The organism is Mesorhizobium sp. M0808, assembly GCF_040320025.1.
Lineage (GTDB): Bacteria > Pseudomonadota > Alphaproteobacteria > Rhizobiales > Rhizobiaceae > Mesorhizobium.
Window position 1 is genome coordinate 255,578 of the sequence record NZ_JAMYOX010000004.1, and the last position, 25,491, is coordinate 281,068.

The 25,491-nt window shown below is 63.2% G+C and carries 24 protein-coding genes and 1 pseudogene; 20 read left to right on the top strand and 5 right to left on the bottom strand.

What is annotated here, in order from left to right:
- Nucleotides 1-82: 82 nt before the first annotated feature.
- The 3 genes from NKI25_RS08610 to NKI25_RS08620 all read left to right on the top strand — a co-directional run bounded on the left by NKI25_RS08610 (nt 83) and on the right by NKI25_RS08620 (nt 3,685).
- Nucleotides 83-1,636 (top strand): sugar ABC transporter ATP-binding protein, encoded by a 1,554-nt coding sequence (locus tag NKI25_RS08610; protein ID WP_023675207.1) that lies wholly within the window; start codon nt 83-85, stop codon nt 1,634-1,636.
- Nucleotides 1,633-2,598 (top strand): ABC transporter permease, encoded by a 966-nt coding sequence (locus NKI25_RS08615; RefSeq protein WP_352448376.1) that lies wholly within the window; start codon nt 1,633-1,635, stop codon nt 2,596-2,598. The genes NKI25_RS08610 and NKI25_RS08615 overlap by 4 nt, the downstream gene beginning before the upstream one ends.
- Nucleotides 2,599-2,668: 70 nt before the next feature.
- Entirely contained in the window at nt 2,669-3,685 is a 1,017-nt protein-coding gene (locus tag NKI25_RS08620; protein WP_023675206.1) for a zinc-binding alcohol dehydrogenase family protein, read from the top strand.
- A gap of 18 nt (nt 3,686-3,703) precedes the next feature.
- Here NKI25_RS08620 and phnF read toward each other — a convergent pair whose 3' ends face one another.
- On the bottom strand, nt 3,704-4,447 hold the full coding sequence (gene phnF / locus NKI25_RS08625) for a phosphonate metabolism transcriptional regulator PhnF (protein ID WP_352588436.1): 744 nt from the start codon (nt 4,445-4,447) through the stop codon (nt 3,704-3,706).
- A 135-nt stretch (nt 4,448-4,582) separates the two neighbouring features.
- Between phnF and phnG the strand changes: the two genes are divergently transcribed.
- The 12 genes and pseudogenes from phnG (at nt 4,583) to phnE (NKI25_RS08685) (ending at nt 16,151) form a co-directional block, all read left to right on the top strand.
- Entirely contained in the window at nt 4,583-5,041 is a 459-nt protein-coding gene (gene phnG, locus NKI25_RS08630) for a phosphonate C-P lyase system protein PhnG (RefSeq protein ID WP_352998355.1), read from the top strand.
- Nucleotides 5,041-5,652, top strand: a complete 612-nt coding sequence (gene phnH, locus NKI25_RS08635; protein WP_352588438.1) for a phosphonate C-P lyase system protein PhnH — start codon at nt 5,041-5,043, stop codon at nt 5,650-5,652. Before phnG ends, phnH begins: the two co-directional genes overlap by 1 nt.
- 1 nt (nt 5,653) lies before the next feature.
- Nucleotides 5,654-6,766, top strand: coding sequence for a carbon-phosphorus lyase complex subunit (locus NKI25_RS08640; protein WP_352906846.1), 1,113 nt, complete (start codon nt 5,654-5,656; stop codon nt 6,764-6,766).
- Nucleotides 6,767-7,031: 265 nt separating this feature from the next.
- On the top strand, nt 7,032-7,931 hold the full coding sequence (locus NKI25_RS08645) for an alpha-D-ribose 1-methylphosphonate 5-phosphate C-P-lyase PhnJ (protein ID WP_352644072.1): 900 nt from the start codon (nt 7,032-7,034) through the stop codon (nt 7,929-7,931).
- Nucleotides 7,928-8,704, top strand: a complete 777-nt coding sequence (phnK, locus tag NKI25_RS08650; protein WP_352998356.1) for a phosphonate C-P lyase system protein PhnK — start codon at nt 7,928-7,930, stop codon at nt 8,702-8,704. The genes NKI25_RS08645 and phnK overlap by 4 nt, the downstream gene beginning before the upstream one ends.
- Nucleotides 8,705-8,930: 226 nt before the next feature.
- A complete protein-coding gene (gene phnL / locus NKI25_RS08655) occupies nt 8,931-9,638 on the top strand; it encodes a phosphonate C-P lyase system protein PhnL (RefSeq protein ID WP_352998357.1) in 708 nt (235 codons plus the stop codon).
- Nucleotides 9,635-10,252: a DapH/DapD/GlmU-related protein gene (locus NKI25_RS08660; protein ID WP_352998358.1), complete on the top strand. Its 618-nt coding sequence runs from the start codon at nt 9,635-9,637 to the stop codon at nt 10,250-10,252. Before phnL ends, NKI25_RS08660 begins: the two co-directional genes overlap by 4 nt.
- 551 nt (nt 10,253-10,803) lie before the next feature.
- A pseudogene (locus NKI25_RS08665) lies at nt 10,804-11,513 on the top strand (DUF1868 domain-containing protein).
- A gap of 167 nt (nt 11,514-11,680) precedes the next feature.
- Nucleotides 11,681-12,547: a phosphonate ABC transporter ATP-binding protein gene (gene phnC, locus NKI25_RS08670; protein WP_352998359.1), complete on the top strand. Its 867-nt coding sequence runs from the start codon at nt 11,681-11,683 to the stop codon at nt 12,545-12,547.
- Between the two features lie 90 nt (nt 12,548-12,637).
- On the top strand, nt 12,638-13,546 hold the full coding sequence (gene phnD, locus NKI25_RS08675; RefSeq protein ID WP_023675196.1) for a phosphonate ABC transporter substrate-binding protein: 909 nt from the start codon (nt 12,638-12,640) through the stop codon (nt 13,544-13,546).
- A 159-nt stretch (nt 13,547-13,705) separates the two neighbouring features.
- Entirely contained in the window at nt 13,706-14,662 is a 957-nt protein-coding gene (gene phnE, locus NKI25_RS08680) for a phosphonate ABC transporter, permease protein PhnE (RefSeq protein ID WP_023675195.1), read from the top strand.
- A 67-nt stretch (nt 14,663-14,729) separates the two neighbouring features.
- Nucleotides 14,730-16,151, top strand: a complete 1,422-nt coding sequence (phnE, locus tag NKI25_RS08685; protein ID WP_502897347.1) for a phosphonate ABC transporter, permease protein PhnE — start codon at nt 14,730-14,732, stop codon at nt 16,149-16,151.
- Here phnE (NKI25_RS08685) and NKI25_RS08690 read toward each other — a convergent pair.
- The 3 genes from NKI25_RS08690 to NKI25_RS08700 form a co-directional block, all read right to left on the bottom strand.
- On the bottom strand, nt 16,123-16,974 hold the full coding sequence (locus NKI25_RS08690; RefSeq protein ID WP_352568281.1) for a sugar phosphate isomerase/epimerase family protein: 852 nt from the start codon (nt 16,972-16,974) through the stop codon (nt 16,123-16,125). The genes phnE (NKI25_RS08685) and NKI25_RS08690 overlap by 29 nt on opposite strands.
- Nucleotides 16,975-17,150: 176 nt before the next feature.
- Nucleotides 17,151-18,338 (bottom strand): Gfo/Idh/MocA family protein, encoded by a 1,188-nt coding sequence (locus NKI25_RS08695; protein WP_023675192.1) that lies wholly within the window; start codon nt 18,336-18,338, stop codon nt 17,151-17,153.
- A gap of 150 nt (nt 18,339-18,488) precedes the next feature.
- On the bottom strand, nt 18,489-19,544 hold the full coding sequence (locus NKI25_RS08700) for a sugar phosphate isomerase/epimerase family protein (RefSeq protein WP_023675191.1): 1,056 nt from the start codon (nt 19,542-19,544) through the stop codon (nt 18,489-18,491).
- Between the two features lie 392 nt (nt 19,545-19,936).
- Here NKI25_RS08700 and NKI25_RS08705 point away from each other — a divergent pair, with 392 nt between their 5' ends.
- The 5 genes from NKI25_RS08705 to NKI25_RS08725 are packed head-to-tail and all read left to right on the top strand — an operon-like array spanning nt 19,937 to nt 24,174.
- The gene (locus NKI25_RS08705) at nt 19,937-20,824 is read left to right on the top strand and encodes a sugar phosphate isomerase/epimerase family protein (protein ID WP_352796572.1); all 888 of its coding nucleotides are present in this window, start codon (nt 19,937-19,939) and stop codon (nt 20,822-20,824) included.
- A gap of 54 nt (nt 20,825-20,878) precedes the next feature.
- Nucleotides 20,879-22,048 carry a mandelate racemase/muconate lactonizing enzyme family protein gene (locus NKI25_RS08710; protein WP_023675189.1) on the top strand — a complete coding sequence of 390 codons (1,170 nt, stop codon included), beginning with the start codon at nt 20,879-20,881 and terminating at the stop codon, nt 22,046-22,048.
- Between the two features lies 1 nt (nt 22,049).
- Nucleotides 22,050-22,766: a FadR/GntR family transcriptional regulator gene (locus NKI25_RS08715; protein ID WP_023675188.1), complete on the top strand. Its 717-nt coding sequence runs from the start codon at nt 22,050-22,052 to the stop codon at nt 22,764-22,766.
- A gap of 1 nt (nt 22,767) precedes the next feature.
- Entirely contained in the window at nt 22,768-23,748 is a 981-nt protein-coding gene (locus tag NKI25_RS08720) for a hydroxyacid dehydrogenase (protein WP_023675187.1), read from the top strand.
- 42 nt (nt 23,749-23,790) lie between these two features.
- Nucleotides 23,791-24,174: a DUF6748 domain-containing protein gene (locus NKI25_RS08725; protein WP_023675186.1), complete on the top strand. Its 384-nt coding sequence runs from the start codon at nt 23,791-23,793 to the stop codon at nt 24,172-24,174.
- Nucleotides 24,175-24,188: 14 nt separating this feature from the next.
- On the opposite strand, the gene NKI25_RS08730 is transcribed toward NKI25_RS08725, so the two are convergent.
- Nucleotides 24,189-25,484 (bottom strand): amidase, encoded by a 1,296-nt coding sequence (locus NKI25_RS08730; protein WP_023675185.1) that lies wholly within the window; start codon nt 25,482-25,484, stop codon nt 24,189-24,191.
- Nucleotides 25,485-25,491: the final 7 nt, after the last annotated feature.

Consider the following 25,491-nt stretch of genomic DNA (forward strand, 5'->3'; position numbering starts at 1 on the left):
TTCCGGGGCCTTTCGCCCCGGAAACATCCCACTCGTGCCAATCGCGAGGCCAATCTTTGGGGGCCAATCTGGGAGGATTGTCATGATGTCGACGGCGCAGGAACTCCATCCGGCCCCAACGCTGGAACCGGGCAGGACCATCCTCGAACTCCGCGGGCTGGAAAAGCGCTATCCCGGCACCCATGCGCTGAAGCCGGTCGATCTCGCCTTCAAGGCCGGCGAGATCCACGCCATCGTTGGCGAGAACGGCGCCGGCAAATCCACCCTGATCAAGCTTCTTACCGGCGTCATGCCGCGCACCTCCGGCGACGTCATCTGGGAGGGCAAGCCTGCCGCATTGGCAACGCCGCATGAGGCGATGGCGCTCGGCATCAATGCCGTGCATCAGGAAGTCGTCCTGTGCCGCCATCTCACCGTCGCCGCCAACATGTTCCTCGGCGAAGAGGATTCCCGCTTCGGCATCCTGCAGCAGCGGGCGATGATCAGGCAGGCGCAGAAGATCATCGACGATCTCGGCTTCGACCTGCCGGCGCATGTCATGCTGGGTGACCTGACCATCGGCCAGCAGCAGTTGATCGCCGCCGCCCGCGCCACCGTGCGCGGCACCAAATTCCTGATCTTCGACGAGCCGACCGCCTATCTTACCCGCAAGGAGGCCGACCAGCTGTTCACGCTGATCCGCCGGCTGAAGGGCGAAGGCGTCACCATCATCTACATCAGCCATCGCATGGAAGAAGTGTTCGAGCTCGCCGACCGCGTCTCGGTGCTGCGCGACGGCACGCTGGTCGGCACCAGGAACATTGCCGAGACCAATGACGCCGAGCTGGTCAAGATGATGATCAACCGCTCGATCGAGCAGGTCTACCACAAGGAGCATTTCACCCCCGGCGCGACCATCGTCGAAACCAGGAACCTGTCCGGCAAGGGTTTCGAAAATGTCTCGATGTCCGTCCGTGCCGGCGAGATCGTCGGCCTCTATGGCCTGATCGGCGCCGGGCGCAGCGAGTTCGTCACCACGCTCTATGGCCGGCACCGCAAATCGGCCGGCCAGATCCTGTGGGAGGGCAAGGAGGTCAAGGTCAATTCCGAACATGACGCGATCAGGCTCGGCATGGCGCTGGCCCCGGAAAGCCGCCGCGACCAGGGCCTCTGCCTCAACCTGCCGGTCGGACTCAACCTCAATCTGCCGATCTACAAGCGCATCTCGAGCAATCTGCTGATCTCCCGCGCGCAGGAAAAGGCGCAAGCCGATCGCCAGATCGCCGACCTGCGCATCAAGACGCCGACGCGCGGCGCGCTGGCCTCCAGCCTGTCCGGCGGCAACCAGCAGAAGATCGTCATCGGCAAATGGCTCGCCCACGGCGCCAAGCTATTCATCTTCGATGAGCCGACTGTCGGCGTCGATGTCGGCACCAAGGCCGAGATCTACCGCCTGTTCGGCGCGCTGTTGTCCAAGGGAGCCGGCATCATCCTGATCTCGTCCTACCTGCCCGAGGTCTATGAGCTCGCCGACACGCTGCACGTGTTCCGGCGCGGCAAGCTGGTGGCCACGCATGGGTTTCGTACCGCTGATCACGAGGAGATCCTCACCCAGGCGCTGGCCGAGAAACAAGAAAGACCGGGAGGGAAGATATGAGCACCGAGGCGATCGCTGCCGAAAGGCCGAAACGCAACTACAACGCCCTGTTCGGGCTGACACTGCTGGCGCTGCTGGTTCTTTTATGGATCATCCTGTCGGTGGCGACGCCGAGCTTCGCCTCCGCCAACAACATCTCCAACCTGTTACGGCAAGGGTCGATGATCGCCATCCTGGCGGTCGGCCAGACCTTCGTCATCATCACCGGCGGCATCGACCTTTCCGTCGGCGCCGTGGTCGGCTTCGCCACCGTCATCGTCGCGATGCTGATCAACGCCGGCACACCGGTTTTCCTCGCCATCCTGATCACCTTGCTGGTCGGCGTCGCCATCGGCATGTTCCATGGGTTCGGCATCGTCAAGATGGGCCTGCCGCCCTTCATCATCACCCTGGCAACGCTGACCTCGCTGCGCGGCATCGGTCTGTTGATGACCAATGGCAACTCGATCTCGATCAACAACGACGCCTTCCAGACGTTCTCGCGCAGTTCCTTCGCCGGCGTCCCCAATCTGTTCTGGATGGTGATCCTGGTCGGCATCCCAGCCTACATCTTCCTGCACCACAGCCGCTGGGGCCGCTATCTGTTCTCGGTCGGCTCCAACGCCGAGGCGTCGCGCCTGTCAGGCGTCAACGTCCAGCGCACCATCTACATGGCCTACACGCTGTCGGGCCTGTGTGCGGCCTTCGTCGGCGTGCTGCTTGCCTCGCGCATCGGCATCGGCAATCCGACGCAGGCCGAGGGCTGGGAATTGCAGGCGATCGCCTCCTCGGTGATCGGCGGCACCTCGCTGTTCGGCGCTGTCGGCTCCGTGCACGGACCGCTGCTCGGCGCCTTCATCCTTGCCACCATCAACAACGGCGCCAATCTGCTCAACGTCAACGCCTTCTGGCAGCGCATCATCACCGGCGTGCTGATCATCGTCATCGTCTATTTCGACGGGCTGCGCCGCCGCGGCAAATAGACTGCCTCCCAATAACCGCCGGCCTCGCGACAGCAGGGCCGGCGGTGCCATGAACCGACTGGATTGAAGCATGAAAGCCGTCGTCTGCCGCTCGCCCGGCGAACTTGTCCTCGAAGACCGTCCGGCGCCTGGCGCGCCCCCCGCCGGCTGGGCGCTGGTCGCCGTCAGCCATGTCGGCATCTGCGGCACCGACTATCACATCTTCGAAGGCAAGCACCCGTTCCTCGCCTATCCCCGCATCATGGGCCACGAGGTTTCCGGCACCGTGATCGAGGTTAGTGAGGACGTCGATCTCGCCGTCGGCGAAGCGGTGATCGTCAATCCCTATCTCGCCTGCGGCAAATGCATCGCCTGCCGGCAAGGCAAGCCGAATTGCTGCGTCAGGATCGAGGTGCTCGGCGTCCACCGCGACGGCGCCATGTGCGAGCAGATCCTGGTGCCGGCGCAAAATCTTTATCCGGCAAACGGCCTGTCGCTGGCCGATGCCGCCGCCGTCGAATTCCTGGCGATCGGCGCCCATGCCGTGCGGCGCTCGCTCGCTGATCCAGGTGCGCGCACACTGGTCATTGGTGCCGGCCCGATCGGGCTCGGCACGGCGCTGTTCGCCCGCATCGCCGGGCTCGACGTGACGCTGCTCGACATGAGTGCGGAGAGGCTGGGTTTCGCCGAAAGCGAACTCGGCTTCGCGACCCTCGACGGCTCGCGGGGCGCTGCTGCCGACCTGGTGCGGGAAGCAACCGGCGGCGACGGCTTCGACGTGGTTTTCGATGCCACCGGCAACACCCGGTCGGTGCAGTCGGCCTTCGCCCACGTCGCGCACGGCGGGGCGCTGGTCCTGGTTAGCGTCGTCAAGGACGACATCGCCTTTTCCGATCCCGAATTCCACAAGCGCGAGATGATGCTGATCGGCAGCCGCAACGCCCTGCGTGCCGATTTCGACCATGTCGCCGCCTCGATCCGCAACGGCGCGCTGCCGCTGACAAAGCTGGTCACCCACCGCACCACGCTTGGCGAGACGCCGCACGACCTCGCCCGCTGGGCGCATGAGAAGTCCGGCCTGATCAAGGCCGTCATTCAAGTCGGATGATGCCAGGGCTGCCGCATCTCAGAGCGCCGACAGTTTGAGCTCGATCCGCTCGGCCGGGAAGCGCGAGTCCGAAAACTGTATCGGCTGACCGTCGGGCGTGACGTTGACGGCGACCGTCACCAGCACGATGGCGCCGGGCTGCAGGTCGAGGTCAGCAAGGTCGGCGGCATCGGCATGGCGCGCCGACAGCACGGTCGATTGCCTGAGATAGTCGTCGATGCCGAAACGTGCCAGCGATGCGGTGATCGAACCGGTTTCCGCCATGGCGGCATCGATGCCGGCAAAGCGCCTGGCATCGAACCATCCGGCCGCGCGGGACACCGGCATTCCATCGGCTTCGCCGCGCGTTTCCAGGCGTATCACATCGGCCCCCGTCGCAAGGCCTAAGCCCTCTGCGACACGGCGGTTGGCCGGCTCGATCGATGACGCGAGCAAGGTGATATGCCGCTCGGACGCCTGTCCTTGCAATCCCTCGGAAAAGCGGGTGCGGGCGCCGATCGGATAAGACAGCCGCTTGCGCGACAGCACGAAGGTGCCGCGCCCCTGCTCCGCCCTGAGCACACCCTCCTGCACCAGCGCTGCGATAGCGCTACGCACCGTGTGGCGGTTGACGCCATAGCGTCCGGCCAACGCGATCTCCGGCGGCAGCGCGGCATTCTCGGGAAAATCGCCGGCGGCGATCGAATGCAGGATCTGGTCGGCGATCTGCCGCCACAGCGCGACACCGCTGCGCCGCTCGATGCTGTTGGCTTGTCCGATCATCTCCCGCCCCAATTCCTCGCGCCGGTCTTTTGGCCCGTGTCACGTGCCCGTCATGGACACGCGCTAGATAATGGATATAATTTGTATAGTTGTCTATATCAATAGACAAATGAACGCAGACGAGGAGCACCGGCCATGCGAGGACGGGAAGCGCGAGAGCAGGCCGAGCGCAAGGCCGTGATGGCGACGCTGGCGCAATCGGCCGGCGACGACATCGTCCGCCTCTGGGACGAAGCCGGCCTGCCTTGCGAAGCGGAACTTCTGCGTGGCCCCGAAACCGGCCTGGTTACGGTACGCGGCCGCATCGGCGGCGGTGGTGCCCCTTTCAATGTCGGCGAGGCGACGGTCACCCGTGCCACGGTGCGGCTTGCGTCCGGCCATGTCGGCCACTGCTACGCGCTCGGCCGCGACAAGCAGAAGGCAAGGCTGGCGGCAATCGCCGATGCGCTGTGGCAGGACCCGGCCCACCGCAATGAGGTCGAGATCAGGATCGTTGCGCCATTGCAGGCGGCACTGGCCAAGGCGCGTGAACAGCGCCGCGCCGAGACGGCGGCGACCAAGGTCGATTTCTTCACCATGGGCGGAGAAGACTGATGGATATCGCCACTCAATCCATTGAAGGCGGCTTCGCCGATCCGGTATTCAATGCCCAGACCGTATTCCGTGCCGTGATGGACGCGATGGCGCGGCCAGGCAGCGTGCAGCCGCTGCCGGCCCTCGCCCATCCCCCGGTGCCGCTATCGGCCACCGCCGGCGCCGTTGCGCTGACGCTGTGCGACAACGACACGCCGCTCTGGCTCGACCCGGCTTTGCAGGGGTCGGCGGCGGTGAAATCCTGGCTTGGCTTCCATACCGGCGCGCCGCTGGCCAACACCCCGGCCGACGCGCATTTCGCGCTGATCGCCACGCCGGCCGAGATGATGGCGTTCGACGGGTTTTCGCAAGGCACCCAGGATTATCCCGATCGCTCCACGACGCTGATCCTCGAGGTCGGCGATCTCGTCTCCGGCGCTGCGCTGCTGCTCGAAGGCCCGGGCATCGAGAAGACGGCGACGATCGCGCCGGCGCAAATGCCGCGCCATTTCGTCGAGCAATGGAAGCAGAACAACCAGCGTTTTCCGCGTGGCGTCGATATCATCCTCGCCACGTTCGACGCAATTGCCTGCCTGCCGCGCACGACGCGCATCAAGATGATGGAGGCGTAGCATGTATGTTGCGGTAAAGGGTGGCGAGACGGCCATTCGCAATGCTCACAAACTGCTCGCCGACCGCCGGCGCGGCGACCGTTCGGTGCCCGCACTTCGTCTAGACCAGATCGTCGAGCAGCTGGCGCTCGGCGTCGACCGGGTGATGAGCGAAGGTTCGCTCTACGACAGGGAACTGGCGGCATTGGCGATCGTCCAGGCGCGCGGCGACATGATCGAGGCGATCTTCCTGGTTCGCGCCTATCGCACCACGCTGCCGCGTTTCGGCTACACCAGGGCGATCGACACCGGCACGATGCTGGTCGAGCGGCGGGTGTCGGCGACCTACAAGGATCTGCCCGGCGGCCAGTTGCTCGGCCCGACTTTCGACTACACCCACCGGCTGCTCGATCCCGAACTTGCTGCCGGCGGCGATGTCGCCGAGCCGGAACAGCGTGCAGGCGAAGCGGAGGCGATGCCGCGCGTCTCGGCCATCCTCGCCCGCGAAGGCCTGATCGAGCCCGACGGCGACATGCCCGGCGATCATGTCCCCGGCGACATCACCCGTGAGCCGCTCGAATTCCCGATGGCGCGTGACATCCGCCTGCAGGCGCTGTCGCGCGGCGACGAGGGGTTTCTGCTGGCGCTCGGCTATTCCACCCAGCGCGGCTACGCGCGCAACCATCCCTTCGTCGGCGAGGTTCGCATCGGCGAGGTCGAACTGGAACTGGACGTGCCGGAACTGCCCTTTGCCGTGCCGCTCGGCAGCATCCGCGTCACCGAATGCCAGATGGTCAACCAGTTCAAGGGCTCGGCCAAGGCGCCGCCGCAATTCACCCGCGGCTACGGCCTCGTCTTCGGCCAGAGCGAGCGCAAGGCGATGGCCATGGCACTATGCGACCGCGCGCTGCGCGCCCCGGAGTTGGGTGAGGATGTCATCGCCGCCGCCCAGGACGAGGAGTTCGTCATCTCGCATTCCGACAATGTCCAGGCGACCGGCTTCGTCGAGCATCTGAAGCTGCCGCATTATGTCGACTTCCAGGCCGAGCTCGACCTCGTGCGCCGCATACGCACCGAGCACGACGCCCGCGAAAATGCCGGCAAGGACGAAGAGAAGAGGCAGGCAGCGGAATGACTTCAGTTAGCTCCACCACCGTGACCTCCCCCGTCTGGGGAATGGCCTCCGGATCCGCCGTAACCGCTACTGCCGCCAATGGTCTCGCCTTGCGCGCCTTCCCTCGGCTCAGGAAGAACTATTCTTCGAAGCACAAAGGCAACCACCCCGACGAACACCAGCAACAGGATCCCGAGGCGCATCCATCCGGTCGGGGTCATCGGAGCCCAGCCCCTTTTCCGTGTCTTGGAACTCAATTCGGTAGCACAGAGCGGAAGCGATCGCCATGACCGACATCGCCACCTACAACTTCGCCTATCTTGACGAACAGACCAAGCGGATGATCCGCCGCGCCATCCTCAAGGGCATCGCCATTCCTGGCTATCAGGTGCCGTTCGCCTCGCGCGAAATGCCGATGCCCTATGGTTGGGGCACCGGCGGCGTCCAGGTTACCGCTTCGATCATTGGCCCGGACGATGTGCTCAAGGTCATTGACCAGGGCGCCGACGACACCACCAATGCCGTCTCGATCCGCGCCTTCTTCAAGAAGGTCGCCAATGTCGCGGTCACCACCGAAACGGCCAAGGCGACCATCATCCAGACCCGCCACCGCATCCCTGAATATCCGCTGAGTGCCGGTCAGGTGCTGGTCTACCAGGTGCCGATCCCCGAGCCGCTGCGCTTCCTCGAGCCGCGGGAAACGGAGACGCGCAAAATGCATGCGCTGGAGGAATACGGCCTTATGCATGTGAAGCTCTACGAGGACATCGCCAGGCACGGCCGCATCGCCACCACCTACGCCTACCCGGTCAAGGTTGAGGGCCGCTATGTGATGGATCCCTCGCCGACGCCGAAATTCGACAATCCCAAGATGCACCGTTCGCCGGCTTTGCAATTGTTCGGCGCCGGCCGCGAAAAGCGCATCTACGCGCTGCCGCCCTTCACCGATGTGGTCAGCCTCGATTTCGAGGACCATCCGTTCGAGGTGCAGACCTTCGACCAGCCCTGCGCGCTGTGCGCGGCCGAGAACGTCTATCTCGACGAGGTCATCCTCGACGACCATGGCGGCCACATGTTCGTCTGCTCCGACACCGATCATTGCGAGAAGCGGCGCGCGGAAGGCCACCGCGGCCATCTCGCGCCCGAGACCCATCTTGCCCCAGGAAAAACGGAGCCGGCGCAATGACAAACGAACCGCTGCTGCGCGTTTCGGCGCTGTCCAAATTCTACGGCTCGCGCGTCGGCTGCGAGAACGTCACTTTTGACCTCTGGCCGGGCGAAGTGCTGGCGGTGGTCGGCGAATCCGGTTCCGGCAAGACGACTTTGCTCAACTGCCTGTCAACTCGACTGCTGCCCAGCTCCGGCACCGCCAGCTACCGGATGCGCGACGGCCAGTTTCGCGAACTCTACCGCATGAGCGAGGCCGAGCGCCGCTTCCTGATGCGCACCGATTGGGGTTTTGTCCATCAGAACCCGGCCGACGGGCTGCGCATGACGGTGTCGGCCGGCGCCAATGTCGGCGAGCGGCTGATGGCGGTCGGCGACCGTCACTATGGCAGGATCCGCGCAACGGCGGTCGACTGGTTGTCTCGTGTCGAGATCGACGAAGACCGCATCGACGACGAGCCGCGCGCCTTTTCCGGCGGTATGCGCCAGCGCCTGCAGATCGCCCGCAATCTCGTCACCGGGCCGCGACTGGTGTTCATGGACGAGCCGACCGGCGGCCTCGACGTCTCGGTGCAGGCGCGCCTGCTCGATCTTTTGCGTGGCCTGGTCACCGACCTCGGCCTGGCGGCGATCGTCGTCACCCACGACCTTGCGGTGGCACGGCTTTTGTCGCAACGCATGATGGTGATGAAGGACGGGCGCGTCGTCGAAAGCGGCCTCACCGACCGAGTGCTCGACGATCCCCGCGCGCCTTACACGCAATTGCTTGTTTCTTCCATCCTGCAGGTTTGAAGATGATTTCTCCGGCGTACCCCCCTCTGGCCTGCCGGCCATCTCCCCCTCAAGGGGGGAGATTGGATGTCGTCACCGCCTACGCCAATCATCGACGCTGCAAAGCGGATGGGACATCGAAGTTGCCGATCTCCCCCCTTGAGGGGGAGATGGCCGGCAGGCCAGAGGGGGGTGCTCAGGCGAAGACATTGCGGGCCGGCGAAGCGCCGAACGGGAGAACCCTCTGATGGCAACCCCGCTCGTTGTCTCCGATGTCGCGAAGAGCTTCACCATGCATCTGCGCGACGGCATCAAACTGCCGGTGGTCGCCGGTGTCTCGTTCGCGATCAGGGCCGGCGAATGCGCCGTGCTCGGCGGCCCGTCCGGCGCCGGCAAGAGCTCGATCCTGAAAATGCTCTACGGAAATTATGCCGCCGATGAAGGCCAGATCATCGTCCAGCACGAGGGCGGGCTCATCGATCTCGCCTCGGCCAGCCCGCGCACCGTGCTTGCCGTGCGCCGGCTTACCATCGGCTATGTCAGCCAGTTCCTGCGCACCGTGCCGCGTGTCTCTGCGCTCGACGTCGTGGCCGAACCGCTGGTCGAGCGCGGCGAGGAGCGCGAGGTCGCGCACGGCAAGGCACGCGCCTTGCTGGCGCAGCTCAACCTGCCGGAGAAGCTCTGGGCGCTGCCGCCGGCGACGTTCTCCGGCGGTGAACAGCAGCGCGTCAACATCGCGCGCGGCTTCATCACCGAGCACCCGATCCTGCTGCTCGACGAGCCGACCGCTTCGCTCGATGCCAGGAACCGCGATGTGGTGATTTCCCTGATCGCCGCCAAGAAGGCAGCGGGCGTCGCTTTGCTCGGCATCTTCCACGATCACGACGTGAGTGAGGCGGTCGCCGACCGCGTCATCGACGTGACCGCCTTCGCCGCCGGGAAAATCGCCGCATGACCAGGAAACTGTTGGAGGCGCCGCTGATCCACGAGACGGCGGAAGTCGAGAACTCGACGCTTGGCCGCTGGACCGAGATCGCCGAGCGCTGCCGGGTTTCCGAAAGCACGCTCGGCGACTATTCCTATATGATGCAGGACTGCGGCGTCTGGTGCGCAACGATCGGCAAATTCGCCAACATCGCCGCAAGCGTGCGCATCAACGCTACCAACCATCCGACCTGGCGGCCGACGCTGCACCATTTCACCTATCGCGCCTCGGATTATTGGGACGACGCCGAGCACGAGAGCGAATTCTTTGCCCAGCGCCGCGCCAAACGCGTCTCTATCGGCCACGACACCTGGCTTGGCCACGGCTCGACCATCCTGCCCGGCGTCACCGTCGGCGATGGTGCAGCAGTCGGCGCCGGCGCCGTCGTGTCCAGGGATGTCGCCCCATACACCATCGTCGGTGGCGTGCCGGCAAAACCAATCCGCGAACGCTTCGACCGCCGCACGGCTGAGCGCTATCAAGCGCTGGCCTGGTGGGATTGGGATCACGCCCGGCTACGCGCCGCGCTCGACGATTTCCGCGAGCTGGAGGCCAATCAGTTTTTGGAGAAGCATGGGGGTTGACGCCCTGAATAAGTCAGCCGCTCAGGCAAATGTCCAAAATAATAGAAAGAAATCCTAACGTAATAAGAATAGCAACACCAGTCTGATTTAACCTGATAAGTTCTATAAATTTTTTGTCATAACCAATATCTATAAGCGATTGGGTTTTTTCCTCAACTTTATTTGCAAAATTTATCGTAACTAGCACGATTAAAAAAATGACAATCATTAGAATAATGGCCGCGTCACGCCCATTTCCATAATTGTACAAGTATCCAGATATTGGATGGTTCAAGCTACCAACCCGATATATGGACGTCAAAACCAGGGCCACTGTGAAACTCATCGCAGCGACTACCCCTGCAGCATACAGTCGCAACCACTGGCGCCAACGTAGCAATTAGGAAGCCTCTCTTTGATACGAGTTTGAATCTTCATTTCAATCTTGATGATGTGGAAACCCCGGCAGCATCACTTGGCGAATCATGCCTTTGATATTCTACTTCTTGGCACGGTTTTCATGTCCCTGACACATCGTCGGGGCAGGACGCGGCCTTCGTTTGGAGATCGCAATGCCTGTTTCAGTCAGACCTTCGCTCGCCGGATTCTTTGCCGGCTCGAACCCGACCCCTCCGGTGCATCTCGGCAGGCGCTACGACACCTCTGGTAATTTTCTCAACGAGCCCGGCAACACGGTCGTCTGCCATCTCGTCAACGGCTCGGCTTCGGAAGCGGTGATCATCGACGTGCGCGAGCGCATGCGCGCCATGCCTGATGCCGACGGGCTGGCCTTCACGCCCGTCTCCAGCCTGCACATGACGCTGTTCCAGGGCATCATCGAATACCGCCGCCGGCTTCCCTATTGGCCGGAGGATGTGCCGCTCGACACCAGCATCGACGACATGACCCGCCTCTATCAGGAACGCCTGAACGGCTTCGAAGGCTACGGCGCCTTCAAGATCAAGGTCGTCGATGTCGTGCCGACGGCTTGACCGTTGCCGGCGCAACCGATGAGGACGTGCATATCCTGCGCGCATGGCGCGATGCCTTGTCGGCGCCTTTCGGATACCGGCATCCCGACCACGACACTTACGTCTTCCACATCACGTTCGCCTACCAGATCCGGCGTCTGGCGGACGAAAGGGCGTCCGAGTGGCAAGATCTGTTCGACGATTGCCTCTCGCTGTTTGCCCGCCAGGCTCCGGTGATCGAGCTGCGGCCACCTGCCTTTTGCCGCTTCAGGGACATGGAGCATTTCGAGGAGTTGCTGATCCTCGGCTGATCCCATCCAAGCCGCCCGGACGGCAGCGGTTTGGGTCAACTCGCCTTCGCGCCAAACGCGCCTGCGGGCAGTAACAAAACTGACATCAATCCGACACCGCAGGTTCATGCCGTTGCGCTAGCGAGGGTTAACAGACCTTCAACCGCGACTGGACTGGAACTTACCCCATGTCAGCAACGCCAGAAATGTCAGCTACGCTCGAAATCCGCGGCGTCACCCGCCGGTTCGGCAAGAACACCGCCGTCAGCAATGTTCACATCGCGATTCCGCAAGGCCAGATGGTCGGCATCATTGGCCGCTCCGGCGCCGGCAAATCGACGCTGCTGCGCATGATTAACCGCCTCATCGATCCCAGCCAGGGATCCATCCTGTTCAACGGCGTCGAGGTCTCCCGGCTGCGCGGCTCGCCGCTCCGACGCTGGCAGCGCGACTGCGCCATGATCTTCCAGCAGTTCAACCTGGTGCCGCGCCTCGATGTGCTGACCAATGTGCTGCTCGGCCGGCTCAATCACCGTTCGACCGTGTCCAACCTATTTGGCATGTTCTCCCGCGGTGAATGCGCCGAGGCGGTTGCAGCCCTCGAGCGCCTCGACATCGCCCGCACCGCCCTGCAGCCGGCCGGCACGCTTTCCGGCGGCCAGCAGCAGCGCGTTGCGATTGCGCGCGCCATGATGCAGCAGCCGAAGGTGTTGCTGGCGGATGAGCCGATTGCCTCGCTCGATCCGCTCAACGCCAAGGTGGTGATGGATTCGCTGCAGGACATCAATTTGCGCGAGGGCATCACCGTCATCACAAATCTGCACACGCTGGATACGGCCCGCACCTACTGCAACCGCATCATCGGCATGGCCGCCGGCAAGGTCGTCTTTGACGGCCCGCCCGAAGCCCTCAACCGCGAGGCCGTGCGCATGGTCTACGGCGCCGACAGCAATGGCGGCGAAATCTCCGAGGCCATCACCTCCACCAGTGTCACCATCAAACAGAAAATCGCTGCATCCGCCGGACCGCTCGAGCCCGCATTCCCGGGATATTGAGAACGGCCTGATCGCCCGCCCGCGTCAAAGGCACCTGTCAAAAAATTCGAACGCTACCGGCGCGAGGCCGGGACCAACAGGAGAGAGATAATGTTCAGGAAGATGGTTTTTGGCGCCGTTTCATTGCTCGCTATCGCGGCAAGCGCCGCTCACGCCCAGGATATCAAGGAATTCCGCATCGGCATCCTTGGCGGTGAAAACGAAGCGGACCGGCTGCGCAACTTTCAGTGCCTCGCCGATCACATGAAGTCCGAATTCGGCTTCGAGAAGGTCTCGCTGTTCCCGGCCGCCGACTATGACGGCGTTATCCAGGGCCTGCTCGGCGGCACGCTCGATTTCGCAGAGCTTGGCGCGTCGGGCTATGCCAGCGTCTACCTCAAGGATCCGAACGCCGTGACCCCGATCCTCACCACCCAGCAGACCGACGGCGCGACCGGCTATTATTCGATCGGCCTTGCGCTGAAGTCGTCCGGCATCACCGACATCAAGTCGGCCAAGGGCAAGAAACTCGGCTATGCCGACCCGGATTCGACCTCCGGCTACCTGATCCCGCTGACCCAGATCCCGAAGGACACTGGCGCTTCGAACGAAACCTTCTTCGCCTCGACCCAGTTCAATGGCGGCCACGAGAACAACCTTCTCGCGGTTCGCGACGGCAAGGTCGATGTTGCGGTTGACGATTCCTCGGGCATCGGCGACTTCAAGAACGGCTACACCTCCGGCACCTTCCACAAGGAAGTCGCCAAGGGCGCCGTGGACCCCAACGATTTCGTCGAAGTCTGGCGCTCCGGCTCGATCCCGAACGGCCCGCTGGTCGTGCGCACCGCACTCGGCGGCGATATGAGCGCCAAGCTCGCCAACTTCTTCACCAGCCTGCCGGCCAAGGACAAGCCTTGCTTCGAGGCCATCGAAGGCGGCGATTTCACCGGCTACGTTCCGGTGAAGCCGGACTTCTACAGCGTCATCGTCGAAGCCCGCAAAGCCGCGATCGGCGGCTGACGACAATTGCGGAAAGGGCGGCGTCCATTAGAGCGACGTGCGTCCACTTGGACGCACAAAGTACGCTCTAACACTTAGATGCCGCATCGTGCTTTCCGAAAGTCAACTTTCGGGCCGATGCGGTCGCCGCCCTTTTTGCGTGTCCGCTCGTGACCCCGTATGACCTTCGCCGCTACAATTCGTTCAGACGCGGTCCGGCAGGCAGCAGACGCCTGGCGACGCCAGACGTCCTTGCGCCGGTTCTACACGGCGCTCGGCATCGGCTCACTGCTTGTCGCCATGTGCACAGCCATGTGGTTCGCCGACGAGGCCAATGCCGGACATTTCTTCGATCGGCTGCCGCACATACTGGATTTCCTTAGTTGGCTTGTTCCCAAGGACTGGAACGACGTCTGGCGGGCGCTTTTCGACATCGCATCGCCGCACGACAAGGGCAGCCAAGAGTTCAACTTCCCGCTTGGCCGCGTCTATCTCTGGGGCGGCTTTTATCTACCCGAATATTTCGAGCTGATGCTCACCACGCTTAACGTGGCGCTGGTTTCCACTTTCATCGGCTTTGTCTTTGCGGTGCCCTTTTCCTTCATCGCCGCGCGCAACTTGACGCCCAGTCCGGTGCTCAGGCTCGTCGTCAAGCGCTTCATGGAACTGCTTCGCGCCTTCCCCGAGATCGTCATTGCCGGCCTGTTCGCAGCCATCCTCTCGACCGGCCCGGTCGCAGCCATCATCGCCATCGGCCTGCATTCCATCGGCGCTCTCGGCAAGCTCTTCTACGAGATCAACGAAAACATCGACATGCGCGCCGAAGAAGGCCTGCGCGCGGTCGGCGCCAACTGGTTCGAGCGCGTGCGCTTTGCCGGCCTGCCGCAAGTGCTGCCCAATTTCATGTCCTACACGCTGCTCAGGATCGAGATCAATGTGCGTATCTCGACCATTATCGGTGCGGTCGGCGGTGGCGGCATCGGCGAGGAACTGAAGCTCTCCATCTCGCGCGGCTTCGGCGCCAAGACACTGGCATTGGTGCTGCTGCTGTTCACGACGATCTTCCTCGTCGACCAGTTTTCCGCCTGGCTACGCCGCAAGCTCGTCGGCGAGCAGGCATTCATGATGGGTGCCTGACCATGATCCCAAAAAGTGGATTCCGGTTTTTGGAAAAGATCATGGCAAATCAACAAGAAGACTGCCCATGGCCGCAATGACCGCCGATCAGATGCGGTCGATCGAGGAGCGCTTTCCCCAAGTGTTCCGGCGGCCCTTGTACAAACGCTTCGGCCCGCTGGTCCTGTTCACCGGCATCCTGCTCTATCTCCTCTACGCCTTGTGGTTCTTCAGCCTGCCGCAAGTGCTGAGGGAATCGCACTGGGAGCGCCTGCCGCTCTTCCTGACGCAATGGATCAGCTACGATCTGCAGCCGGAATTCCGTCTCGACCAGCCTCAGATCACACCCAGATATCCGCGTTTTTCGGCGCTCGGCGAAGACCCGCATCCCGATTGGGTCATCACCAACGCCAACGGCTCCTACACCATCCTGATCGACGGCCGGGCCAAATCGGTCACCTTCGACAAGACCGAGGCGACGCTGGTCGCCAATGGCCAGACGGTGCCGGTGTCCTTGGCCAGCGGCAAACCGGTAATATCCGGCCCGGTGCCGGAGTGGATCACCGCGCATGACGATGAGATCGTCGCCAGGATGGGCTTTGCCGGCGAGGTCCGTATAACCGTCGATCGCGTCAAGGTCCGCAAACGCTTCCTCGGCTGGGCGAATTTCGTCTTCGACACACGCTCGCCCTTCTTCGGCAAGTCGCCCGGCGAGGTGGTCTCGTTGCTGATGTCCGGACCCCAGCTCAAGCCGGGCACATCAAACATTGCGCTGGCCGCCGACAATATCTGGAACAACGCCCAATGGCAGCATGGCGACGTCTGGACGAAGCTGTTCCAGACCATCGTCATGGCGTTTCTCGGCACCTTGCTCGGCGGCATCGTTGCCTTCCCGCTCGCCTTCTTCGCCGCCCGCAACATCACCCCGAGCGGCCTGCTTAGCCAGGTGCTAAAGCGGTTCTTCGATTTCATGCGTTCGGTCGACATGCTGATCTGGGCGCTGTTCTTCACCCGCGCCTTCGGCCCGGGCCCGCTTGCCGGCAGCGCCGCGATTTTCTTCACCGAGATCGGCACGCTCGGCAAAGTCTATTCGGAAGGCCTCGAGAACATCGACGACAAGCCACGCGAGGGCATCCAGTCGACCGGCGCCAATGGCTTGCTGGTGCAGCGCTATGGCGTGCTGCCGGAAGTGATCCCGGTCTTCATCAGCCAGACACTCTATCAGTGGGAATCCAACACCAGGGGCGCGACGATCATCGGCGCCGTCGGTGCCGGTGGCATCGGCCTGAAGCTCTGGGAGGCGATGCGCACCAATTCCAACTGGGCCAATGTCTTCTACATGGTGCTCTTGGTCCTGCTCGTCGTTTTCATCTTCGACAGCATTTCCAATTTTCCTGCGCCGCCGCTTGAGCAGGACGATCCACGACTACAACCGGATCCAGGCCGGCCAGGGCTGACGGGGGCGTTACGCAGACGTGCGGTTAGGGCGCCTTCCTCCATCCATTCCTGATATGCCTGTAGCCGTCGCGGTAAACAGCTTCCGGGCCTTCGGAAAAGTCGCGCCACACCTTGGTGGCCGCGGCCAAATCCTTCAGCGAACGCCCGAACGCCTCGATCGTCAGCCAATCGTCGTAGCCGCTCTTGCGAATGGCGGAGAAAGTCTCCTTCCAGGGGACGTGGCCGCGGCCCGGCACGCCGCGATCGTTCTCCGAAATATGGATATGGACGATGTTCTTGCGGTTGCGCGTATAGGCCCCGATCGGGTCAGCTTCTTCGATATTGGCATGGAAGGTATCGTACATCGCCTTGACGTGCGGCCGGTCGATCGCGTCGATATGCTCCGACAGATCGTCCATCGTGTTGAGCAGATAACATTCGAAGCGATTGAGCGCCTCCAGCCCGATAGTGACGTTTCTGTTGCCGGCATGATCGCCGATGGCGCGTTGCGAGGCGACCGAGCGCTTTTTCTCGGCCGCCGTCGGCCCGCTGCCGGAAAAGGCGCCAAGCGTCGAATGCAGCGGACCGCTCAAAGTGTTCGCGCCCAGCGCTTGAGCGCAATCAATCGTCGATTTCATGTAGTCGATACCGGCCTTGCGCGTCGAGCCATCCGGCGAGATCAAATTCATCGCCGGATCGCCCATCGCCGAGACGGCGGTGCGTTCCAGCCCGATACGATCGAGCAGCTCGCCGAGCTTCTTGTAGTCGTCCGGCGTGCCGGAGAAGATCGGTATCTCGACGCCGTCGAAGCCGGTCGCCTTGATATCCCTCAACAACGGCTCGTGTTTTTTCGTGACACTGGTCGTCCACAACAACATGCACATGCCGATTTTCATCGACGCCCCTCCCCTTCATTCGCTCGATCGCCGGAGGGGTGGTGAGATTCAGGTCAGGCCGAGCCGAAAATGGTGGGTTCCGAGAACCGGAGCGGAGCGTACTTTTGGTACATGAGCACCGGAAGCGCAGGAAACTGCCATTTGCAGGCCGGTCTCACCTGAATATCACCACCCCTTCAGAGCTTCGTCCACGCTCCATTCTTCTTCGCCGATTTCACGCAGGCCTCGATGAAGGCCATGCCTTCGACGCCGTCTTGCACAGTTGGGAAAACGACATCCTTAGCCGGCTTGCCGCCCTTCCGGCGCGCCGCACGAATGGCCCGCGCGGCTTCCTGGTAGATGTTGGCGAAACCTTCGAGATAGCCTTCCGGATGGCCTGGCGGAACGCGGCTGACGCGCCCGGCGACGGGCAACGCTCCCGCGCCGTTTCGGGTGATCAACTGCTTCGGCTGGCCGAACGGCGTGTACCAGAGATAGTTCGGATCGGCCTGCACCCATTCGAGCCCGCCCTTCGAGCCGTAGATGCGCAATTTCAGGCCGTTCTCGTGGCCGGGCGCCACCTGGCTTGCCCAGATCATGCCCTTGGCGGAGTGCGACCCGCCGACCGGCTTGAAGCGCAGCAGCACATTGATGTTGTCGTCGAGCAGCCGCCCCGGTACGAAGGCATCGAGATCGGCCGACAACGAATCGAGCTCCAGCCCGGAGACGAAACGGGCGAGGTTGTAGGCGTGCGTGCCGATATCGCCCAGCGCACCGCCGGCACCGGCCTGCTTGGGGTCTGAGCGCCACGCAGCCTGCTTCTGGCCGGTGGCGGCCAGATCTTCGGTCAGCCAGTCCTGCGGATATTCCGACTGCACGATGCGGATATCGCCGAGCTGTCCTTTGGCCACCATCTCGCGTGCCTGCCGCACCATCGGATAGGCGGTGTAGTTATGCGTCAGCACAAACACCTTGCCGGTCTTTTCGACCAGCGCGGCCAGCTTCTTTGCCTCGGCCAGCGTCGTCGCCAGCGGCTTGTCGCAGATGACGTGGATGCCGGCCTCTAGAAAAGCCTTGGCGGCCGGCACGTGCACATTGTTCGGCGTGACGATGGCCACCACCTCGATGCCGTCCGGCCGCTTGGCCTCGGCCTGGGCCATCTCGGCATAGGAGCCGTAGCTGCGTGCCGGATCGAGCCCAAGCTCGGCCGCCGAGGCCTTGGCGCGCTCCGGATTCGACGACAAGGCGCCGGCAACCAGCACGAACTCGTTATCAATGCGCGCCGCGATGCGGTGCACCGCGCCGATAAAGGCGCCTTGTCCGCCGCCAACCATGCCGTAGCGGATCGGACCGCCTCCCGTTTCCGTCTTCGATGCGCCAACCATGATTTTCTCCCTCGTTATCTGAGATACCCCTCCCCCCTTGAGGGGGAGGGTCGACGCGTAGCGCGGGTGGGGTCGCCGGGCATGAAGCTCGGCATGGACCGACCCCACCCGGCCCTCCGGGCCACCCTCCCCTCGGGAGGGATATCTGTGCTAGATCCCCATCATGCCGCGCAGCACCTTTTTATCGGTCGTGCCGCCGGCGAAATCGTCGAATGCTTTTTCCGTCACCCTGATGATGTGGTGCTGGATGAAGGGGGCGCCTTCGGCAGCACCATCCTCCGGGTGCTTGAGGCAGCATTCCCATTCCAGCACCGCCCATGAATCGTAATTGTATTGGGTGAGCTTGGAGAAGATGCCGCCGAAATCCACCTGCCCGTCGCCGAGCGAGCGGAAACGCCCGGCGCGGTTGGTCCAGCTCTGGTAGCCGGAATAGACGCCTTGCCGCCCGGTCGGATTGAATTCAGCGTCCTTGACGTGGAACGCCTTGATCCGCTCGTGATAGATGTCGATGAATTCGAGATAATCGAGCTGCTGCAGCAGGAAGTGCGACGGGTCGTAGTTGATGTTGCAGCGCTTGTGGCCGCCGACCGCATCGAGGAACATCTCGAATGTCGCGCCGTCGAACACGTCCTCGCCCGGATGGATTTCGTAGCCGATATCGACGCCGTTCTCGTCATAGACGTCGAGGATTGGCTTCCAGCGCTTGCCCAGCTCGGCAAATGCTTCCTCGATCAGTCCCGCCGGCCGCTGCGGCCATGGGTAGAGGTATGGGAAGGCCAACGCGCCGCAAAACGACACCGACGCCTTGAGCCCGAGATTCTTCGACGCCTTGGCGGCGAACTTCATCTGTTCGACCGCCCATTGCTGCCTGGCTTTTGGATTGTTGTGCACCGCAGCCGGCGCAAAGCCGTCGAACTGCGCGTCATAGGCGGGATGCACCGCCACCAGTTGCCCCTGCAGATGCGTCGACAGTTCGGTGATTTCGACGCCGGCATCGGCGCAGATGCCCTTCACCTCGTCGCAATAGGCCTTGGAGGAGGCTGCCTTCTCGAGATCGAACAGTCGAGCGTCCCATGTCGGGATCTGCACGCCCTTGTAGCCCAGACCAGCCGCCCATTTGGTGATCGAGGCCAGCGAATTGAACGGCGCGGCGTCGCCCGCAAACTGCGCCAAGAACAGACCAGGCCCCTTCATCGTCGTCGGCATCGGCATCTCCCTATGTTTCACGACCAAGCATAGCGCCGATTGAAAACAGGGCCAGCGTCTTTGGTCTCTTTGCACAGCGCACTCAGCGCTGCTATTCTGGTATTACCAAATGCCGAAATCTGGTCAAGCCATTTGACGCGCTGCGACGGTCCTGCAACCATGCCGAGTTAAGCCACATGTTTAAGTATAATCAATAGCATAGACAGGAGCCAACGCTTGATGGCAGCAGTTCTTGCCGTCCAGATGAAATTACTGTAGACCTCCCTTCAAGCCCAATTGGTCGAACCAGTTTGCAAAAAATGCTGGGACGCCTTGGGGAGGAATCATGCGGCACGCTTCGGCAGAGTGCGCCGCAGGCGAACTGGTACAGGCGATTCTGGGAAGGATAGACCATGCATCTTTCGACGCACAATTGGATGCGGGCGGAGCCGCTGGAAACGACGCTCAAGCGCATCAAGAAATTCGGCTACGAGTCGATCGAGATCTCCGGCGAACCCGAACAGTACAAGCCCAAGGAGACGCGCGCACTGTTGAACGAGTACGGCATTCGCTGCTGGGGAGCGGTGACGCTGATGCTGGGCGAGCGCAATCTCGCCGCCAAGGACCAGGGCCAGCGCGAGCGCTCGGTGCAGTATGTCAAGGATGTGCTGACCATGGTCAGCGAACTTGATGGCGAGATCATCACGCTGGTTCCGGCCACCGTCGGCAAGGTGGTGCCGGACGGCACCGAGGAAGAGGAGTGGAAATGGGTGGTCGACGCCACCCGGGAATGCTTCACCCACGCCAAGAAGGTCGGCGTCAAGATCGCGGTCGAGCCGCTCAACCGCTTCGAGACCTATCTGTTCAACCGCGGCGCCCAGGCACTGGCGCTGGCCGATGCGGTCAGTCCCGAATGCGGCGTCTGCCTCGACGCCTACCACATCCACATGGAAGAATTTAACGTCTACGACGCCATCCGGCAGGTCGGCAAGCGCCTGTACGACTTCCATGTCGCCGACAACAACCGCTTCGCCGCCGGCCTCGGGCAGATCGACTGGCTGAAGATCGTCGGCACGCTGAAGGAGATCGGCTATGACGGCGCGCTGACCAATGAATTCGTCGCCCCCGTCGACCGCACGCCGGCTGCCCCCTATCCCGACATGGTCGAACGCAACCCCGTCGACATCTCGCCGGAGCAGCTGAAATTCATTCAGGACCACGGCTCCAGCGTGCTCACGGAGAAATTCTACACCGACCAGATGCGCATCAACGCGGAAACGCTGCTGCCGCTGATCAAGTAGCCGAGCCGTTTGGAAAAGCCCTTCCGCCTCACCGCGGCCGGGCCGAGGATTAACATGCGCATCAAGACGGTCCAAGCCTGGTGGGTCCGCATACCAATCGAAGCCGCGAAGCAGCACCGCAGCGACTTCGGTCAGGTGGCGACGTTCGACGCCGCCATCCTGCGCATCGAGACGGACGACGGGCTGGTCGGCTGGGGCGAGGGCAAGAATGCCGCCGGCAGCGCCGGCAGCTACGGCGCCCTTGTCCATTTGCTGAACTACGAGGTCGGCCCGCAGCTGGTCGGCCGCGACCCGGCTGACATCGGCGTCATATGGGAGATGCTCTATAATGGCACGCGCCACGACAGCGCCGCTCGCGCCGGCCACGCCATGCCGCAATTGGCGCGACGCGGCATGAGCATCGCCGCTATCAGCGCCGTCGACATCGCATTGTGGGACATTCTTGGCAAATCGCTCGGCGTTCCGGTCTGGCGGCTGCTCGGCGGCCGCAAGCTGGACCGCATGCCGGCCTATGCTTCCGGCGGCTGGGCTACTGCGGAAGCCATCGGCGACCAGCTGCAGTCCTACATCACCAAGGGCGGTTTCAAGGCGCTGAAGATGCGCGTCGGCGCCATGGACGGCGCCCCACATATCTCGGCCGCTCGCGTCCGTGCCGCCAGACAGGCGCTCGGTCCCGATATCGACCTGATGGTCGACGCGCACGGCACCTACACGGTGGCCGAAGCCAAGCGCTTTATCCATCTCGCCGGCGACCTCGATCTCGCCTGGTTCGAGGAGCCGGTGATCGCCGACGACAAGCCCGGCATGGCCGAGGTGCGCGCCTGCGGTTCGATCCCGATCGCCACCGGCGAAAGCGAGGCGACGCGCTATGCCTTCCGCGACCTCGCCGTGCTCAAATCCGCCGATATATTCCAGCCGGATCCGGCCTTTTGCGGTGGCATCAGCGAGGCGATGAAGATCGGCACCATCGCCAGCGCCTTCAATCTGCGCTTTGCGCCGCATCTTTGGGCCGGCGCGCCCTGCTTCTTTGCCGGGCTGCATGTCTGCGCTGCGTCGCCGGCGAGCTTCACCGTCGAATATTCGCTCGGCGCCAACCCGATGATCCACGATCTGATCGAAGAGACTGTCGAAGCAAAGGACGGTATGGTAGCGATCCCTGATAGACCCGGGCTGGGATTCACCATTTCGGAGCGGTTCCTGGAGGCGCACGCGCAACACGGCTGACATGAAAGAAAAGAACCTTCTCGCGGAACTCGCCGCCTATCTGTTCTCCCATTCGGACAAGGAGACGGGCCGCACGCCGTCGGAGCGCGAACTGGCAGAGCATTTCAGCGTCAGCCGCGGCCAGATCCGCGAGGCGCTGGCCATTCTCGAGGCCATGCGCATCGTCGAGCGACGGGCGAAATCCGGCATCTACATCGATACGAAGCAGGCGAGCGTCGAGGCGATGGCGCTGTTCGCCCGCGCCGGCCTGCCGCTCGATCCCGTCCAGATCTACGAGACGGTCGAGTTGCGCAAGATCCACGAGATCAAGGCCGCCGAACTTGCCTGTTCACGCGCCACCGAGGAGAATTTCGAGCGGCTGCGCGAGATCCTGAAGGCCTCCGAGGATCGCATCGCCGCCGGTGAAGGGCTTGCCCGGGAAGACCGCGAGTTCCACCTCGAGATCGTGCGGGCGACCAAGAACAGCGTCTTCCACAATATCTGCAGCGTCTACTACATGATGGGTGAACTGCGCCTGCCGATCTATTTCAACGATCCCGAACGCAGCGTGCGCTCCCATGCCGAGCATATCCAGATCTACGAGGCGCTGCTGCGCCGCGATGGCAATCTCGCCCAGGCGCTGATGAGCGCCCACCTGCAAGGCGCGGAAAGCTACTGGAAGGGGCTGATCGAGGGGCGTGGGACGGAACCGGAAAGCCCTGCGCTCGAAAAGGCCTGAAATGCCCAAGATCCTGTCAACACACAGACTGCACCCTCGTGCCGCTTCCATGCTGACCGGGGCCGGCGAACTCGTCGTTGCTTCCGCCCTCGATGCGGCCACGCTGGCCGCCGAGGCGAGGAACGCCGATGTCATCATCGTTCGCGCTCCCTTGCCTGCGGCGCTTTTCGAAGGCGCGAAGAAGCTCAGGGCCGCGATCCGCCACGGCGCCGGGCTGGACATGGTACCGATGGAAGCGGCCAATGCGGCCGGCGTGCTGGTGGCGAACGTGCCGGGGGTGAACGCGCGATCTGTCGCCGAATATGTGATGTTCGCGGCGCTGGCGCTGCTTAGGCGCTTCCGTGTGTTGGACCGCGACTTGCGTGCGAAGGGCTGGCTGGCGGGCCGCGAACACACGGTGGTGGCCAGCGAGCTAGCGGGCAAGACGATCGGCATTGTCGGCCTCGGCGCGATCGGTCAGGCGGTTGGCCACATCGCCGCCCATGGGTTCGATCTGAATGTGGTGGCGACGACGCGCAGCATGCGGCCGGCGCCGGACAGGGTCGGCTTCCTGTCGATCGATGCACTCATCGAGCAGAGCGACATCATCGTTCTGTGCTGCCCGCTGACGCCCGAAACACGGGGGCTGATCAGCCGCGAGCGCATTGAGCGGATGAAGCCGGATGCGCTGCTGATCAATGTTTCGCGCGGGCCGGTGATCGATGACAACGCGCTGATCGAGGCCTTGCAGAAGGGCCGCATCGGCGGCGCTGCGCTCGATGTTTTTGCTACACAACCGCTACCGCCCAACCATCCTTATTTCGGCTTCGACAACGTCATCGTCACCCCGCACATGGCTGGGATTACCGAGCAGTCGATGATGCGCATGGGCGTCGGCGCGGCTGGCGAAGCCTTGCTGGTGCTGGCCAACAGATTGCCGGTCAATCTGCGCAACCCCGAAGTGGTCGAGCACTACCGGCGGCGGTTCCTTGCCGATTTCTGAAAGCGCCCCAATTTTCCCGAATTCGCCGGCGATGGTGCCGGCATGGCAAGCGTCACAAAGTTCCTACTGACCGCCGGCTTCTGCGTGGCGACGGCGCAAGCCTTCGCCAACGGACAGGGTAGCTACGTGTTCTGCGACAACGGCATACGCTGCGTGGCGGCACCCTGTCCATCGAACAGCGCACTCGACCTCGCTGCTGGGAAGCTCATCAAAGGCGTTTCAATCGACATCGATCGCCTGCCGCAGCAAGACAAGGCGCTCGATCTTTCAGACAAGCTCTATGCCGGCAAGGTCGTTGTTGTCGGCTCGATCGAGAACCGCACCCGGACCTTCAACGGCAAGCGGTACACCCTGCCTTGGCTGGTCGCCACCAGCATCGAACGCGCCGCCAAGGACAGCGAACGCGGCCACTGCTCGTCGCGCTGACACGCGCTATCCGATCAATTTGCAAGCAGCCCCTCCACGCCAGTTGCGATGCGCAGCAGGTGGTGGTCATGGCCATTGCGCGCCACCAGCATCAGCCCGGCCGGACGCGTCATTGCCGGCATCGGCAGCGAGATGGCTGATAGATCGAACTGGTTGGCGACCTGCGTGTTGCGCAGCAGAAGGCCTTCCGTCCTGTTGCACAGAGCCTCGTCGCTGGTCATCGACACGATCGTCGGCGCCGTCACCGGTGTGGTCGGCAGGGCCAGCACGTCGACCGACGCCAGCCGGTCATCCATCGCGGCGGCCAGCGCCGTGCGGCGGCGCATTGCCCTGATATAGACCGTGGCCGGAATGGCGGCGGCGCGCGACAATGGCCCGCTTACCCGCGGGTCGACCGGCCGCGTCGCTCCCGTCGCCAGCCAGTCGGCATGGATCTCCGCCCCTTCCATCGCCGCGATCGACGCGCGTTGGGTTGCCACGCGCAGATCGGCAAGCAGGTCGTCGATCGACAGCTCCACAAGCCGTGCGCCGCTAAGCTCTATCTTGCGCAGACACCGGTCGAACGTCGTCGCGACCTCTTCCTGCGTATCATCGAACAGCACGCCGCGCGCAATACCGATGCGCAGGCCGTCCAGCGGCAGCGGCAACAGTGCCGCCAGGTTTTCGCCCGACATCACTGCATCGGCCGCCGCACATTCGGCGACGGTGCGGGCCAGCGGACCGATCGAGTCCAGCGTGGCTGATAGCGGAAACGCACCCGCAAGCGGCACGCGCCGCGCAGTCGGCTTGAAACCGACGACGCCATTCAGCGATGCCGGAATGCGCACCGAACCACCGGTATCGGAACCGATGGAGATTTCGCTGGTGCCTTCGCCCACCGAAACGCCGGCGCCTGAGGAGGAGCCGCCCGGAATACGGCTGGCATCGCTAGCATTGCCGGGCGTGCCATAATGTGGATTGACGCCGATCGCAGTAAAGGCGAACTCGGTCATGTTGGTCTTGCCGAGGATGATTGCACCGGCCTGGCGCAACTGTTGCACGACAATGGCATCCCGCAGCGCCGGCGCTGCGTTGGCGAGCAGCAGAGAGCCCGCCGTGGTCGGCTCGCCGGCGACATCGAAAAGATCCTTGATCGAGACGATCGCCCCATCGAGCGGCCCGAGCGTGACGCCGGCTTTTCGCCGCGCATCGGTGGCGTCCGCCGCCGCCCGTGCGGCTTCCGGGTAGAGCTTTACGAAAACCCTCTCATCGTCGACGCGAGCGGCAAGAGGCGAAAGAATTGCTTCGAGGTGATCGCGGGCTGATTGCATTTTTCGG

What these genes read in the sequence shown, in the direction of transcription:
- phnD (WP_023675196.1), top strand. Translation starts at nt 12,638, where the DNA reads ATGTTCAGGAAGATGGTTTTTGGCGCCGTTTCATTGCTCGCTATCGCG.
- NKI25_RS08640 (WP_352906846.1), top strand. Translation starts at nt 5,654, where the DNA reads ATGTATGTTGCGGTAAAGGGTGGCGAGACGGCCATTCGCAATGCTCAC.
- NKI25_RS08700 (WP_023675191.1), bottom strand. Translation starts at nt 19,544, where the DNA reads ATGCCGACGACGATGAAGGGGCCTGGTCTGTTCTTGGCGCAGTTTGCG.
- phnE (WP_502897347.1), top strand. Translation starts at nt 14,730, where the DNA reads ATGGCCGCAATGACCGCCGATCAGATGCGGTCGATCGAGGAGCGCTTT.
- phnG (WP_352998355.1), top strand. Translation starts at nt 4,583, where the DNA reads ATGCGAGGACGGGAAGCGCGAGAGCAGGCCGAGCGCAAGGCCGTGATG.
- phnF (WP_352588436.1), bottom strand. Translation starts at nt 4,447, where the DNA reads ATGATCGGACAAGCCAACAGCATCGAGCGGCGCAGCGGTGTCGCGCTG.
- NKI25_RS08615 (WP_352448376.1), top strand. Translation starts at nt 1,633, where the DNA reads ATGAGCACCGAGGCGATCGCTGCCGAAAGGCCGAAACGCAACTACAAC.
- phnC (WP_352998359.1), top strand. Translation starts at nt 11,681, where the DNA reads ATGTCAGCAACGCCAGAAATGTCAGCTACGCTCGAAATCCGCGGCGTC.
- NKI25_RS08715 (WP_023675188.1), top strand. Translation starts at nt 22,050, where the DNA reads ATGAAAGAAAAGAACCTTCTCGCGGAACTCGCCGCCTATCTGTTCTCC.
- NKI25_RS08620 (WP_023675206.1), top strand. Translation starts at nt 2,669, where the DNA reads ATGAAAGCCGTCGTCTGCCGCTCGCCCGGCGAACTTGTCCTCGAAGAC.
- NKI25_RS08660 (WP_352998358.1), top strand. Translation starts at nt 9,635, where the DNA reads ATGACCAGGAAACTGTTGGAGGCGCCGCTGATCCACGAGACGGCGGAA.
- phnL (WP_352998357.1), top strand. Translation starts at nt 8,931, where the DNA reads ATGGCAACCCCGCTCGTTGTCTCCGATGTCGCGAAGAGCTTCACCATG.
- NKI25_RS08730 (WP_023675185.1), bottom strand. Translation starts at nt 25,484, where the DNA reads ATGCAATCAGCCCGCGATCACCTCGAAGCAATTCTTTCGCCTCTTGCC.
- NKI25_RS08610 (WP_023675207.1), top strand. Translation starts at nt 83, where the DNA reads ATGATGTCGACGGCGCAGGAACTCCATCCGGCCCCAACGCTGGAACCG.
- phnH (WP_352588438.1), top strand. Translation starts at nt 5,041, where the DNA reads ATGGATATCGCCACTCAATCCATTGAAGGCGGCTTCGCCGATCCGGTA.
- phnE (WP_023675195.1), top strand. Translation starts at nt 13,706, where the DNA reads ATGACCTTCGCCGCTACAATTCGTTCAGACGCGGTCCGGCAGGCAGCA.
- NKI25_RS08725 (WP_023675186.1), top strand. Translation starts at nt 23,791, where the DNA reads ATGGCAAGCGTCACAAAGTTCCTACTGACCGCCGGCTTCTGCGTGGCG.
- NKI25_RS08695 (WP_023675192.1), bottom strand. Translation starts at nt 18,338, where the DNA reads ATGGTTGGCGCATCGAAGACGGAAACGGGAGGCGGTCCGATCCGCTAC.
- NKI25_RS08720 (WP_023675187.1), top strand. Translation starts at nt 22,768, where the DNA reads ATGCCCAAGATCCTGTCAACACACAGACTGCACCCTCGTGCCGCTTCC.
- NKI25_RS08645 (WP_352644072.1), top strand. Translation starts at nt 7,032, where the DNA reads ATGACCGACATCGCCACCTACAACTTCGCCTATCTTGACGAACAGACC.
- phnK (WP_352998356.1), top strand. Translation starts at nt 7,928, where the DNA reads ATGACAAACGAACCGCTGCTGCGCGTTTCGGCGCTGTCCAAATTCTAC.
- NKI25_RS08710 (WP_023675189.1), top strand. Translation starts at nt 20,879, where the DNA reads ATGCGCATCAAGACGGTCCAAGCCTGGTGGGTCCGCATACCAATCGAA.
- NKI25_RS08690 (WP_352568281.1), bottom strand. Translation starts at nt 16,974, where the DNA reads ATGAAAATCGGCATGTGCATGTTGTTGTGGACGACCAGTGTCACGAAA.
- NKI25_RS08705 (WP_352796572.1), top strand. Translation starts at nt 19,937, where the DNA reads ATGCATCTTTCGACGCACAATTGGATGCGGGCGGAGCCGCTGGAAACG.